This window comes from Vibrio gangliei (assembly GCF_026001925.1).
Classification (GTDB): domain Bacteria; phylum Pseudomonadota; class Gammaproteobacteria; order Enterobacterales; family Vibrionaceae; genus Vibrio; species Vibrio gangliei.
The window spans coordinates 327,048-340,537 of the sequence record NZ_AP021869.1; the positions used below are offsets into that span (position 1 = coordinate 327,048).

Below are 13,490 nucleotides of genomic sequence, written 5' to 3' on the forward strand. Positions count from 1 at the left end.
GCTATCTAAATCGTCTTTTCTACCTTTGCTCTCGCCACTCGCGGCTTTGCCCGCTATACTCTTGCCTTTCCAATTAATGGCTGTGGTTTTCCCAGCGAATGCAGTATGAGTGTAGGGCATGCAAGAATATATTGAATTTTTCCAACAAAACATGATTTTGTCTTTAGTTTGGGTTGCTGTGCTAGCAGCATTGATCGGGACGATCTTTAAATCATCAACCGCGAAATACAAAACGATTACTGCGAGTCAATTGACCCATTTAGTGAACCGTGAAGATGGTGTCGTGGTCGATATTCGTTCAAAAGACGAGTTCAAACGTGGTCATATTGCGGGCTCAGTTCACATTTTACCATCAGACATTAAGTCAGGCGCTATTTCAGCTATTGAAAAATACAAAGCGACCCCAATCATTGTTTTATGCAAAACAGGTCAAACGTCACACGAAAGTGCCAACCTATTAGCGAAAGCTGGCTTTGAGAAAGTAAACATGCTTAAAAATGGCATGACAGCTTGGAACGAAAACAACTTACCACTTGTATCAGATAAAGCCGCAAGTAAGAAAGGTAAGAAATAATCACGGTACTCGATGGCTCGAACCTCATTACTCGAGTCACTAGAAGCGCAGCGTTCAAGTAGCGAAGTGTTCTATCGATAGATATTTTAATTTAATAAGGATGAATTCATCATGGCTGAAGCAGCACCTCAAGAACAACAAAACTTCACAATTCAACGTATCTTTCTAAAAGATCTTTCTTTTGAAGCGCCAAACTCTCCACAAATGTTCCAAAAAGAGTGGGAACCAGATGTGAAGCTGGATCTTGATACGCAAAGCCGTGAATTAGGTGAAAACGTGTACGAAGTGGTTCTACGTTTGACAGTAACGGTTAAAAACGCAGACGACGTTGCTTTCCTATGCGAAATTCAACAAGGTGGTATCTTCACTGCTGAAAACATGGAACAAGGTCAATTGGCGCATTGCCTAGGTGCCTTCTGCCCGAATATCCTATTCCCATACGCTCGTGAAACCATTTCAGGCCTAGTAGTGAAAGGTACATTCCCACAATTGAACCTTGCACCAGTAAACTTTGATGCATTGTTCATGAACTACTTACAGCAACAAGCTGGTCAAGCAGAGCAAGCTGACGCTTAATCTGTTTTGATATTGCAGTAAAATGAAAAAGAGCGGAGACTAGTTTTAGTGTTTCGCTCTTTGTTTTTTCTAGGAGCAGCCGCTTCGCTGTTTGTTCTAGGGCGCTGCGCTTCTTGGAAGCTCGAATATAGTTAACAATCTATTTTTGTGCTTGCTCTTATCTTTTTCGAGACACGAGCAACGAAATGCGAAGCATCCGAGCAACGCTATTCATTATTTTAAAGGTCAAAACCATGCCAAACTCAAATCCAAACAATGATATCGTAATGACGGTCATCGGCGCAGGATCTTATGGAACCTCTTTAGCCATTGCCTTGGCTCGTAATGGATCTAAAGTGATGTTGTGGGGCCACGAGCCTGAGCATATGGCGTCTCTAGAACAAGATCGTTCCAATGAAGAGTTTTTACCGGGCATTGATTTCCCTGAATCCTTAATCATTGAGCCAGATTTAGCTAAAGCAGTCGCTGCAACGCGTGATTTATTAGTTGTCGTACCGAGTCATGTGTTTGGTATCGTTCTTAATAGTTTAAAACCCCATCTTCGCCCAGAGTCTCGTATTTGTTGGGCAACCAAAGGGTTAGAGCCAGAAACTGGTCGCTTATTAAAAGATGTCGCTCATGATGTATTAGGAGATGATATTTCCTTAGCCGTCTTATCAGGGCCAACCTTTGCGAAAGAATTGGCGTTGGGTATGCCAACGGCAATTGCTGTTGCATCACCTGATGAGCAATTTGTAAAAGATTTGCAAGAGACCATCCACTGCAGCAAGAGTTTCCGTGTATATGCCAACAATGATTTTATTGGTATGCAACTTGGTGGTGCGGTTAAAAATGTGATTGCCATTGGCGCCGGTATGTCAGATGGCATTGGTTTTGGTGCCAACGCACGTACAGCCTTGATCACCCGTGGTTTAGCTGAAATGTCTCGCCTAGGCGCTGCGCTGGGAGCACAAGCTGAAACCTTTATGGGGATGGCTGGTCTTGGGGATCTTGTCCTCACTTGTACCGATAATCAATCACGAAACCGTCGTTTTGGTTTAGCGCTTGGCCAAGGTAAAGATGTCGATACCGCTCAACTTGAAATCGGTCAAGTGGTTGAAGGTTATCGTAATACCAAAGAAGTGTGGCTATTAGCGGATCGCATGGGCGTTGAAATGCCGATTGTTGAACAAATTTACCAAGTGTTATATCAAGGAAAAGACGCTCGACAAGCGGCGCAAGATTTGTTGGCAAGACAGAAAAAAGCGGAAGGGTAAAAGAGCGTTGTTAAAGCTAGTTGCGAACAGCGTGTTTTGGAGAAATCAAAAGCGAAGCGTACTCGGAGCACGCAACCGCTTGGGCTTTTAGCTGTAACACGGAATGAAGCGCTCGCTCAACTCGAAACATATTTTAGCGTTATGCGAAACACTTACCCCGCTAGGCACTAGGGACAGTAACTAGGAACACATATGAAACACTGCAAAAAACAAAAAGTCTGGGACACGATTGTTGAAGAAGCACGCCAGCAGGCAGAACAAGAGCCAATGTTGGCGAGTTTCTATCATTCCACCATCATTAATCATGATAGTTTGGCGGCATCGCTGAGTTACATTTTAGCGAATAAGCTGCGTACGGCGACCATGCCTCCGATGACAGTACGTGAAGTGGTGGAAGAGGCTTTTCGAGATGATCCTTCGATAACTGACAGCGCAGCGTGTGATATTTGTGCCATTGTGAGCCGAGATCCTGCCGTTTCTATGTATTCAACCCCTCTTCTTTATTTAAAAGGTTACCATGCGCTGCAAGGCTATCGTGTGGCAAACTGGTTATGGAAAAAAGGCCGTTATGCTTTGGCTACTTATCTACAAAACCAAATTTCGGTAGCTTGTCAGGTGGATATTCACCCAGCGGCACGTATTGGTCAGGGGATCATGCTCGATCATGCGACCGGTATTGTGATTGGCGAAACCGCAGTAGTCGAAAACGATGTCTCGATTTTGCAAGACGTGACACTGGGTGGTACGGGTAAAGAGTGTGGCGATCGCCATCCTAAGATCCGTGAAGGCGTGATGATCGGTGCGGGTGCCAAAATTCTCGGTAATATAGAAGTCGGAGAAGGCGCAAAAATTGGCTCATGCTCTGTGGTGCTGCAAGCGGTACCGGCACACACAACTGTTGCAGGCGTACCTGCTCGTATTGTAGGTCGTCCACAAAGTGCCAAGCCTTCAGAAGATATGGATCAAGACTTTAATGGTAATGGTCATAAGTTGATAGATGGCGCGGGGATTTGAAGTTGGGCTTTGGAGAAACAGTACTAGAGACATTATAAGATAAAGACAGTTTCGTGTTGCATAGAACAGATGCTACCAGCAACACGGAGCAAAGCGTTCATGCAACTAGCAGCCCGAAACAGTTTTGCTTCTTCTAGGAGTTAGACACCAGAGACAAGGCACTTCGTCGCATCCTTAATGCATACCCATATGCCATCAATCCACCAATGATATTTCCTACTGCAATCCCAATAAACAGCCCTTCAACGCCTTGCATTTGACTGCCTACCCAAGCGCACGGCAAGGTAAAAATAAATAAGCGTGAAAAATTCCATCCAAAGGCTTTGACAGGTAAGTGCATGGCATTTAAACAACTGACGAGCATCATCACAGTGCCTTGAAATCCGTAACTGATTGGCACCACGATTAAGAAATGCCACAGTAGATCTTGTACTTTAGGCTCTTGGCTGAAGGCGCTAGCGATGGGCATACTCAGTGGCACCATTAAAATAAAGAGACCAAATTGAAAGACCAAAGCAAAACGAATGGCAGTGAATAAGGCTTGGAAACTGCGCTGTAGATTATTGGCCCCAATATTTTGTGCAATAAATGGCGTTAACACTGAGCCAAGTGACATCAATACGATGATCATAATGGATTCAACACGCTGCGCTGCGCCATAGGCTGCGACCGCTTCTGTACCATAGCTTGCGAGCATCATCATTAATACCGCTCCACATAATGGGTTCATCGCGCTAGAAAACGCGGCTGGTGTGCCGATCTTTAAGATTTGCGCCCAATCTTGCGCTATGTATTGTAGCTTAGGGGGGGCCAGTAATTTTTCTCGTTTGGTTAACACATAAAGCGAGGCGATTAATGCCCCAAACCAACTTACCGCACTAGCGATCGCTGCTCCTTGAATTCCCATTTCAGGGAATGGACCGTAGCCAAAGATCAATAATGGATCGAGCATGCCGTTGATAAGGCCAGCCGTCATCATGATTTTGGCTGGTGTTTTGGTATCACCTGTTGCGCGGATGACACTGTTACCCGCCATAGGGATGACCAGTAATGGGATAGTGAGATACCAAATTTGCATATACTGATCGATGAGGGGTACAAGCGTGTCGTCGGCACCTAATGAATGAAATAAAGGCGCGATGGTAAAAAGTCCAAGAGTGGATGCGCTCATCACCAGCAATACTGCGAGGATAAGCCCATGACATGAAAAGCGCGCGGCAATACTGGTATCGCCTTGACCTAAAAAGCGTCCAACATTGGCAGAAAGCCCCATACCAATACCAAGTGTGATACAGCTGACGCTAAAAGTGACTGGAAAAGTAAAGCTCACGGCAGCAAGCGCTTCGGTACCAAGAAGTGAAATGAAAAAGGTATCGACGAGGTTAAATGTGAGTATCGCAAGCAAACCCATAACCATTGGAACAGTCATGGTTTGAAGTGTTTTGGGGATAGGAGCCGTGAGTAAGCCGTGTTTATCTTGCATCGGGATCTTTCATTGATAAGCAAGGGGGTAGGATAAGCCTTTTTGTTTCTTATGACTAGGTTAGGACAAGGTTGTTGCGAGTTTTGTATAGCGAAGGAGAGCCTCTGTCCGAAACTAGATTCGAGGTATATTCGGCTTTCGTAACTTTCTTTTTCTGATCTTTATCACACTTTTTTTCATTGTAGGGCTTGGGTTTTGGCCACTCTCACCCCACATATCCAAACAGACCGAGGAGAATTGCTCGGTACCTTTAAATTATTTTCTATGAACATCTAATCAGGAGAGATGCACAGATGAACATTCGTCCTTTACATGACCGAGTTATCGTTGAGCGCCAAGAAGTAGAATCGAAATCTGCTGGTGGCATCGTATTAACTGGTTCAGCTGCGGAAAAATCAACTCGCGGCAAAGTTCTAGCAGTCGGCAAAGGTCGTATTTTAGAAAATGGTAACGTGCAGCCACTTGACGTCAAAGTGGGCGACACAGTGATCTTCGCAGAAGGCTATGGCACTAAGTCTGAAAAAATCGATGGTAAAGAAGTATTGATCCTATCTGAAAATGACATTCTAGCGATCGTAGAATAAGTACTGACTTATTAACTTCTGAATTCAAAACCAAAGCATTCAATTAGATTTTATAAGGAATAAAAACATGGCAGCTAAAGACGTTAAATTTGGTAACGACGCACGTGTAAAAATGCTAGAGGGTGTCAACATCCTAGCAGATGCAGTAAAAGTAACGCTAGGTCCTAAAGGCCGTAACGTGGTACTAGACAAATCTTTCGGCGCACCAACTATCACTAAAGATGGTGTGTCTGTCGCTCGTGAAATTGAATTGGAAGACAAATTCCAAAACATGGGCGCACAAATGGTGAAGCAAGTGGCTTCTCAAGCGAACGATGTAGCGGGTGACGGTACAACAACAGCAACGGTACTGGCTCAATCTATCATCACTGAAGGTCTTAAAGCGGTAGCTGCGGGTATGAACCCAATGGACCTAAAACGTGGTATCGACAAAGCCGTAGCGGCAGCAGTTGAAGAGTTAAAAGGTCTTTCTAAAGACTGCTCAACCAGCACTGAAATCGAGCAAGTGGCGACTATTTCAGCTAACTCAGACCGCTCAGTCGGTAAAATCATTGCCGAAGCGATGGAAAAAGTAGGCCGCGACGGTGTTATCACTGTTGAAGAAGGTCAAGCACTTCAAGACGAACTAGATGTAGTTGAAGGTATGCAATTTGACCGTGGTTACTTATCACCATACTTCATCAACAACCAAGAAGCGGGTAGCGTGGATCTAGATAATCCATTCATCCTATTGGTTGACAAAAAAGTATCTAACATCCGTGAATTGCTTCCAACACTAGAAGCAGTTGCTAAGGCTTCTCGCCCACTATTGATCATCGCAGAAGATCTAGAAGGCGAAGCGCTAGCAACTCTAGTGGTGAATAACATGCGTGGTATCGTGAAAGTAGCAGCGGTTAAAGCACCTGGTTTCGGTGACCGTCGTAAAGCGATGCTACAAGATATCGCGGTTCTAACTGCGGGTACTGTGATTTCTGAAGAGATTGGTCTAGAGCTAGAAAAAGCAACCCTAGAAGATCTAGGTCAAGCGAAACGCGTCACCATCACTAAAGAAGCAACAACTATCATTGACGGCATGGGCGAAGAAGAAGTGATCCAAGGCCGTGTAGCGCAAATTCGTCAACAAATCGAAGATGCAACGTCTGATTACGACAAAGAGAAACTACAAGAGCGCGTAGCGAAACTGGCTGGCGGTGTAGCAGTAATCAAAGTCGGTGCAGCAACAGAAGTTGAAATGAAAGAGAAGAAAGACCGTGTTGAAGATGCGCTTCATGCAACTCGCGCAGCGGTTGAAGAAGGTATCGTTGCAGGTGGTGGTGTAGCACTTATCCGCGCAGCGTCTAAAGTGGCAGGTCTTGAAGGTGATAACGAAGAGCAAAACGTGGGTATCCGCGTAGCACTTCGCGCGATGGAAGCACCAATCCGTCAAATCACTAAGAACGCCGGTGATGAAGAATCTGTTGTGGCGAACAACGTTCGCGCAGGCGAAGGTAACTATGGTTACAACGCAGCAACAGGTGAATACGGCGACATGCTAGAAATGGGTATCTTGGATCCAACTAAGGTCACTCGTTCTGCACTACAATTTGCGGCATCGGTTGCAGGTCTAATGATCACAACTGAAGCAATGGTGACAGACAAGCCACAAGACTCAGCTGCAATGCCTGATATGGGCGGCATGGGTGGAATGGGCGGTATGGGTGGAATGATGTAGTGCGACAAGAGTCGTGCTGACTGTCTCTTAGTTATTGATTTAACTAAGGTTAATGGTGACCTCATAAAGAGTGGCTGTTAAACCATCCCCTGAATGAAAGGATGGTAGCTCAACTGGAGTGTTCAGGACATCCCACCTAGACGATTAAATTCGTTCCAAAAAAGAGAAATACTGGTTGGAATATTCCAACCAGTATTATTCTCTTTCACAGACCTGTAATAGATATAATAACTCTATACCGTAGGACATTTGTCCTATGACAAAATATAGAAAATAAGGTTTTTTATTGAAGAGGTATAATCACGTCTTTCACAAGGATATTATTTACAGCCAGTGAGCTTCAGTATCACGTTCAGCTTGTTTTGAAACAAAAATGTGAAATATGACTATCTAGTGAGTTACTTGAAATTTCATTTCTGTGCATTAATCTATGCTAGACACCTCAACTCTGATACCTAATGAAAAATATTTGTCTAAATCTTGTGAGTAAAAATCAAACACTCATGCGTCCACCCAGTTTTATTTACTGTGTTGTTAGTCAATATATTGGATACTATGCCCAAGTGACTCAACTCTGAATCCTGTATTTTGAAGTCACTTGGAAATATGGCAATAGTGCATTATTGAAGGAAATAGGTAATGAGTAAAAAAATGACCATGGCTGAGATTTCAAGGCAGCTTGGAATTTCAACAATGACTGTGTCGCGTTACTTTAATGGCGGTTATGTCTCGGAAGAGAACCGCCTTAAAATTGATGCTATCGTTAAAGAGAGTCATTACACTCCTAATATATTTGCTCGCTCCATTCGTAGCCAATCCAATATTATTGGTTTCATCGCTCCTCGTATTGAGTCATATACGACCAGTTTAGTGATTAAAGGGGCGCTGGCTGCTGCCAATGAATCACAAGTACGAATGCTGTTTCATGCTTCAGGGTTTAACCATGAGTCAGAATGCCAAGCTGTGAGAGAGTTTAACGGCTTAAATGCATTGGGCACGATTATTATTGCGTCAAAGCACAGTGTCGAAGAGACTTTTTATCGAACCTTAGACAATGTGGTATTTATTGGCAAAAATACCCCCCACCATTGCTGTTTATATTACCCAGATCATGCAGCGATTAAAGCCCTCGTCTCCCACACCATCGCTCAGTTAAAACAGCAGCAGGCACCGCTGGCCGCCGTACATTATATTTATGATGAGCGTATGCTTTCTAGCCGCACTAAGTCGATGCAAGCCACGATTACCGACATCGTCCCTGAGTTGGATTTATCACTACAAGCCCTAGTCAACTCTGAAGACAACGCTGGCTATCAGGCCGTTCAATTACAGCCTAATCATGTCTACTTTTGTGCCACCGATAATATTGCCATTCGTTTATATCGTCGCGCCAAAGAACAGCAACTCAAGATCGGTCAGAACGTATGGATTGTAGGCATGGGTGACTATGACTACAGCGATTTGTTAGTCCCGAGCCTGACGACTGTCGCTTTTAACTACTATCAAGTGGGCTACCAAGCTGTCAAAAAATTGCTCAAGCGCGATTTCAGTTCGGTTGAAGGCACATTCGACATAAAGATGAGAGAAAGCTCACAATTCCTCTGAAATTGTGTTGAGTCCAAATCGGTTCTATTTAACCATATGTGTTAACGATAACACATGTGGTATAACCGATGACACTCGCTCCTAATATGCACTCAAAATCACTCGCGTGGTGGAAGAAAGCAACCGCCTACCAAATTTATCCCCGTAGTTTTTATGATACAAACCAGGACGGTATTGGTGACATCAATGGCATCATTGCTAAGCTCGATTATCTTGCTGATTTGGGCATTGATTTAATATGGATTTGCCCATTCTATGCATCACCTAATGATGATAACGGGTACGATATTAGTGACTATCAAGCGATTCATCCTGACTTTGGAACCCTTGAGGATGTGGATGAACTAATCAGTGCTGCTCATAAACGTGGCATTCGCATTATTATGGATTTAGTGATCAACCACACTAGCGACGAGCACCCATGGTTCATTGAATCTCGAGATAACAAAAATAGCCCTAAGCGCGATTGGTATATTTGGCGTGATGGTTGTGAGCCTACCGCTGAAAAACCGACTTGCGACCCAAACAACTGGGAAAGTATTTTTCATGGCAGTGCATGGGAATATGATAAAAAAACTGCACAGTACTACTTGCACCTATTTTCAAAAAAACAACCTGATCTGAATTGGGAAAATCCTGAAGTTAAACAAGCACTATTTAAAATGATTCATTGGTGGTTGGAGCGTGGTATTGATGGTTTTCGTGTGGATGCAATTAGCCATATTCAGAAACAACCAGGTTTACCTTCTTTACCCAATCCAAAGGGTGAAAAGTATGTCTCTTCGTTTGATTATCATATGAATGTGTCAGGGATTGAAAAGCATCTGCATGAGTTAAAAGAGCAGGCGTTTGATCCCTTTAATATAGTGACAGTTGGTGAGGCTAATGGGGTGACTGCCGACAATGCATTACCTTGGGTTGCTGAAGCGACCGAGCACGATCAAGGCGGTGTTTTCAACATGATTTTTCAGTTTGAACACATGAAACTATGGTCGGAAGAGCAAAGCAACGAGCCTTTAGATTTAGTGAAGTTCAAACGCATTTTATCGCGTTGGCAAGATGCATTAGAAGGTAAAGGCTGGAATGCTCTTTATTTAGAAAACCACGATCAAGCTCGCAGCATTGATACTTTTGCTGACCCTAACTCTAGGTATGCCAGTGCTACCGCGTTAGCGAGTTGCTATTTCTTGATGAAAGGGACTCCGTTTATTTATCAGGGCCAAGAGATTGGTATGGTAAATCATCAGTTTACTTCTCTTGATGAGTTTAATGATGTGTCTGCTAGAAATTTAATTCAAAAGTTATCTCAACAAGGTCAAAGCGATGCAGACATCTTAACCTTGTTAAATCAAGTATCTCGCGACCACAGTCGCTTGCCAATGCAATGGAATGCGCAGGATTTTTCCGGTTTTTCTGAGGTGCAACCTTGGTTCTCAGTCAATCAACAGTACGCAGATATCAATGTTGAGCAACAACAGAAAGATCCAAATTCGATTTTGAGTTTCTATAAGCAACTGATTGCTCTGCGTAAGTCAAATGTAAGTTTAGTGGTTGGCCGCTATCAATTACTGCTACCTAACGATCATAATATCTATGCTTATCAACGTGTTGCACAAGATGTTACATGGACCATTATTACCAATTTAAGTCCACAAGAGAGCATCGTTGATATAGACCTCATGCAATTAGGCGAGTTAATACTTGATAATCAGAATATCAATAATGAACACGTTCGCTCAGATTTTATAGCGACGCAAATTGCCCCACCTTATGCTGCCTATGTATTTGCAAGAAAACACTAAATTATATTTATCGCAGGCTCTTGATAAGGGTGCCCTGCATTTAAACCAAGGAATCATTTATGAGTCAGTTACTATCTTTTGATTTTTGGCAACGATTTGGAAAATCCCTTATCGTTGTTATCGCGGTGATGCCAGCCGCTGGTATCATGATATCACTCGGTAAAGTTGTCACAATGTATGCCGGTGGTATTGGTGCCATTGAAACACTAGGCGCTATTATGGAAAACATAGGCTGGGGGATTATAGTTAACCTTCACCTATTATTTGCTGTCGCTATTGGTGGATCATGGGCTAAAGAACGCGCAGGAGGAGCATTTGCCGCACTGATCGCCTTCATTTTAATTAACCGTATCACTGGGGTTATATTAGGCGTGGATAACACTATGCTCAGTGATCCCGAGGCGGTTGTGATGAGCCTATTTGGTTCTGAGCTACCAGTCTCTCAATTCTTCACTAATATTTTGGGTGCTCCTGCTCTAAATATGGGTGTGTTTATCGGTATTATGTCTGGCTATTTAGGTGCCAACTTATTTAACCGTTATCATGACTTCGCTCGTTTACCTCAGGCATTAGCATTTTTCAACGGTAAGCGTTTTGTACCTTTTGTTGTTATTTTCTATTCGATGATTATTGCGTTTGTTTTATCAATCGTATGGCCTTTAATTCAAGGTGCACTTAATGATTTTGGCCAATGGATTGCAACCTCTAAAGACACTGCGCCGATCACTGCTCCTTTCTTGTATGGTACGTTAGAGCGTTTATTACTGCCATTTGGTTTACACCACACTTTAACTATTCCAATGAATTACACCGAGTTGGGTGGTACTTATGAGCTTTTGACTGGGATGAATGCGGGCTCAAGTGTTTATGGTCAAGATCCTCTATGGCTTGCTTGGGTTAGCGATTTAAATAATCTTAAATTAAGCGATCCGACAACTTACCAACATCTATTAGATACGGTGCATCCAGCACGTTTTAAAGCGGGTCAAGTTATTATCGCAGCGTCTTCATTGATTGGTATTGGACTTGCGATGTATCACTGCGTTGATAGTGATAAGCGTGCACAATACAAGCCAATGTTTTTATCTGCGTGTCTTGCTGTGTTATTAACCGGTGTGACAGAGCCTATTGAATTCATGTTTATGTTTATTGCTCCTGTTTTGTATGTTGCGCATGCGGTATTAACAGGGGTTGCATTTGCGTTAGTCGATGTGATGGACCTACGTATACATGCCTTTGGTTTGATTGAGTTACTCACTCGTATACCTATGATGGTTTCAGCAGGAATCGGTGGTGATTTGGTTCGTTTCGCATTGGTTTCTATTGTTTTCTTTGGTGTTAACTATGGATTATTCCGTTTTCTCATTGTCAAATTTAAATTGCCAACACCGGGCCGTATGGGTAACTACCTCGATGAAAGTTCAAAATCCATGTCAGAAGATGAGAAGATGGACATTATTATTCAGAATTTAGGTGGCCGTGCCAATATTGTTGAGATTGATGCTTGTATGACTCGCTTGCGCATTACAGTTAATGACCCGAAGTTGGTTGCTGAATATGCATTATGGAAGCCGACAGGAGCACTTGGTGCTGTAATTAAAGAACAGGGAGTACAAGTTATTTATGGTCCAGGAGTAGATGTCATTAAATCTAGATTAGTTGAGAAGTTTTCAGCACAATCTGCGTAATTCATTCTCTATCTTAGATAAAATATCCTCGAGAAACGCAGCCTTGCGCTGCGTTTAACTCACTACAATTAATAAGTGAATAATAAATGAAGTTAATGACGCTAAATACCCATAGTTGGCAAGAAGAGAAACAACTAGAAAAGTTGGATGTGGTAGCGCAAGCCATTATCGATCAAGGGTGCGATGTCGTTGCATTACAGGAAGTGAATCAACATCAAAATAGCCCGGCTGTTGATGACAATATATTAACTAATCACACCGTGCTCGCTGATAACTATGGATATTTATTACAGAAAAAACTCATGGAATACGGTTATCACTACCAACTTACATGGGATTTCGTTCATCAAAGTTATGATGTATATCAAGAGGGACTGGCATTTTTGACGCGACTGCCGATTGTAGAACATGAGGTCATTGACCTAAGTGATAACTATGATGTGAGCTTTTGGAAACATAGGCGAGCAGTGCGTATTAAGGTCACTTCTCAACGAGGTGATTTCAATCTTTATAATTGTCATTGCGGCTGGTGGAGTGACTCAGAGAGCTCATTTGAGGACCAGTTCAACAGAATAAAGGCAACATTGTCAACAGAGTTGAGCTTTCTATTAGGTGATTTTAATAACCCAAGCCATATACGCAATGAAGGTTATGATTATGTATTACAGTGCGGCTTGATAGATTGTTATGAAATAGCAGAAATAAAAGACTCCGGAACTACTGTAATTAAAAATATTGATGGTTGGGAACAAAATAGCCAAGCGCTACGTATTGATTTGGTTCTTAGTAATCAAACGATGGTGGTAAAGCAGCATCAGGTGATTTTTAATAACGATTTTTATCCGGTTGTATCGGATCACTTTGGGGTTCTGGTGGAAGTAGACATTATTTAATGTCTACTCATAGGCTAAACCTTAGTATCTGCCCCATGAACCCACGGGCGATATTACTAATGTTTGAAGTTCCAAGGCAGGAGTGCATTGATATCAGGTTCTGCTTTCGCTAGCTCTTTCATGCACTTGACTATGTAGTCGTAAAGGATAAGGCCGTTGGCTTTCGCTGTCTCGACGATGCTGTAAAGCATCGCGCTCGCTTCAGCGCCATTTGCAGTTGTCGAGAACAGCCAATTTTTTCTGCCAATAACCAGCGGCTTAATTGCACGTTCAACGCGCCATCAAAGACCTCAAATTAAGCTCG

11 protein-coding genes and 1 pseudogene are annotated in these 13,490 nt (G+C 43.0%); 10 read left to right on the forward strand and 2 right to left on the reverse strand.

The features are described 5' to 3' along the window. Positions 1-118 precede the first annotated feature (118 nt). The 4 genes from Vgang_RS01505 (at position 119) to cysE (ending at position 3,420) form a co-directional block, all read left to right on the forward strand. Positions 119-574 (forward strand): rhodanese-like domain-containing protein, encoded by a 456-nt coding sequence (locus tag Vgang_RS01505; RefSeq protein ID WP_105902556.1) that lies wholly within the window; start codon positions 119-121, stop codon positions 572-574. Between the two features lie 111 nt (positions 575-685). Continuing rightward, positions 686-1,150 carry a protein-export chaperone SecB gene (gene secB, locus Vgang_RS01510; RefSeq protein ID WP_105902555.1) on the forward strand — a complete coding sequence of 155 codons (465 nt, stop codon included), beginning with the start codon at positions 686-688 and terminating at the stop codon, positions 1,148-1,150. Between the two features lie 233 nt (positions 1,151-1,383). Beyond that, entirely contained in the window at positions 1,384-2,406 is a 1,023-nt protein-coding gene (gene gpsA / locus Vgang_RS01515; protein WP_105902554.1) for an NAD(P)H-dependent glycerol-3-phosphate dehydrogenase, read from the forward strand. A 192-nt stretch (positions 2,407-2,598) separates the two neighbouring features. After that, a complete protein-coding gene (cysE, locus tag Vgang_RS01520; protein WP_105902553.1) occupies positions 2,599-3,420 on the forward strand; it encodes a serine O-acetyltransferase in 822 nt (273 codons plus the stop codon). 133 nt (positions 3,421-3,553) lie between these two features. Here cysE and Vgang_RS01525 read toward each other — a convergent pair whose 3' ends face one another. Further along, a complete protein-coding gene (locus tag Vgang_RS01525; protein WP_105902552.1) occupies positions 3,554-4,903 on the reverse strand; it encodes an MATE family efflux transporter in 1,350 nt (449 codons plus the stop codon). 293 nt (positions 4,904-5,196) lie between these two features. On the opposite strand from Vgang_RS01525, the gene Vgang_RS01530 reads away from it, so the two are divergent. The 6 genes from Vgang_RS01530 to Vgang_RS01555 all read left to right on the forward strand — a co-directional run bounded on the left by Vgang_RS01530 (position 5,197) and on the right by Vgang_RS01555 (position 13,186). Next, positions 5,197-5,487 carry a co-chaperone GroES gene (locus tag Vgang_RS01530; protein ID WP_105902551.1) on the forward strand — a complete coding sequence of 97 codons (291 nt, stop codon included), beginning with the start codon at positions 5,197-5,199 and terminating at the stop codon, positions 5,485-5,487. Positions 5,488-5,554: 67 nt separating this feature from the next. Then, positions 5,555-7,198 (forward strand): chaperonin GroEL, encoded by a 1,644-nt coding sequence (gene groL / locus Vgang_RS01535; RefSeq protein ID WP_105902550.1) that lies wholly within the window; start codon positions 5,555-5,557, stop codon positions 7,196-7,198. Between the two features lie 639 nt (positions 7,199-7,837). Further along, on the forward strand, positions 7,838-8,803 hold the full coding sequence (locus Vgang_RS01540; RefSeq protein WP_105902549.1) for a LacI family DNA-binding transcriptional regulator: 966 nt from the start codon (positions 7,838-7,840) through the stop codon (positions 8,801-8,803). Between the two features lie 68 nt (positions 8,804-8,871). After that, positions 8,872-10,605, forward strand: coding sequence for a glycoside hydrolase family 13 protein (locus tag Vgang_RS01545; RefSeq protein ID WP_105902548.1), 1,734 nt, complete (start codon positions 8,872-8,874; stop codon positions 10,603-10,605). Positions 10,606-10,664: 59 nt separating this feature from the next. After that, entirely contained in the window at positions 10,665-12,293 is a 1,629-nt protein-coding gene (locus Vgang_RS01550; RefSeq protein ID WP_105902547.1) for a PTS transporter subunit IIBC, read from the forward strand. An 86-nt stretch (positions 12,294-12,379) separates the two neighbouring features. Continuing rightward, positions 12,380-13,186: an endonuclease/exonuclease/phosphatase family protein gene (locus tag Vgang_RS01555; RefSeq protein WP_211294046.1), complete on the forward strand. Its 807-nt coding sequence runs from the start codon at positions 12,380-12,382 to the stop codon at positions 13,184-13,186. Positions 13,187-13,242: 56 nt separating this feature from the next. Here the strand turns inward: Vgang_RS01555 and Vgang_RS01560 are convergent. Then, a pseudogene (locus Vgang_RS01560) lies at positions 13,243-13,464 on the reverse strand (transposase domain-containing protein); the annotation flags it as partial. Positions 13,465-13,490: the final 26 nt, after the last annotated feature.

Excerpts from the sequence above, each read along its gene's own strand:
- Vgang_RS01505 (WP_105902556.1), top strand. The coding sequence starts at position 119 with ATGCAAGAATATATTGAATTTTTCCAACAAAACATGATTTTGTCTTTA.
- secB (WP_105902555.1), top strand. The coding sequence starts at position 686 with ATGGCTGAAGCAGCACCTCAAGAACAACAAAACTTCACAATTCAACGT.
- gpsA (WP_105902554.1), top strand. The coding sequence starts at position 1,384 with ATGCCAAACTCAAATCCAAACAATGATATCGTAATGACGGTCATCGGC.
- cysE (WP_105902553.1), top strand. The coding sequence starts at position 2,599 with ATGAAACACTGCAAAAAACAAAAAGTCTGGGACACGATTGTTGAAGAA.
- Vgang_RS01525 (WP_105902552.1), bottom strand. The coding sequence starts at position 4,903 with ATGCAAGATAAACACGGCTTACTCACGGCTCCTATCCCCAAAACACTT.
- Vgang_RS01530 (WP_105902551.1), top strand. The coding sequence starts at position 5,197 with ATGAACATTCGTCCTTTACATGACCGAGTTATCGTTGAGCGCCAAGAA.
- groL (WP_105902550.1), top strand. The coding sequence starts at position 5,555 with ATGGCAGCTAAAGACGTTAAATTTGGTAACGACGCACGTGTAAAAATG.
- Vgang_RS01540 (WP_105902549.1), top strand. The coding sequence starts at position 7,838 with ATGAGTAAAAAAATGACCATGGCTGAGATTTCAAGGCAGCTTGGAATT.
- Vgang_RS01545 (WP_105902548.1), top strand. The coding sequence starts at position 8,872 with ATGACACTCGCTCCTAATATGCACTCAAAATCACTCGCGTGGTGGAAG.
- Vgang_RS01550 (WP_105902547.1), top strand. The coding sequence starts at position 10,665 with ATGAGTCAGTTACTATCTTTTGATTTTTGGCAACGATTTGGAAAATCC.
- Vgang_RS01555 (WP_211294046.1), top strand. The coding sequence starts at position 12,380 with ATGAAGTTAATGACGCTAAATACCCATAGTTGGCAAGAAGAGAAACAA.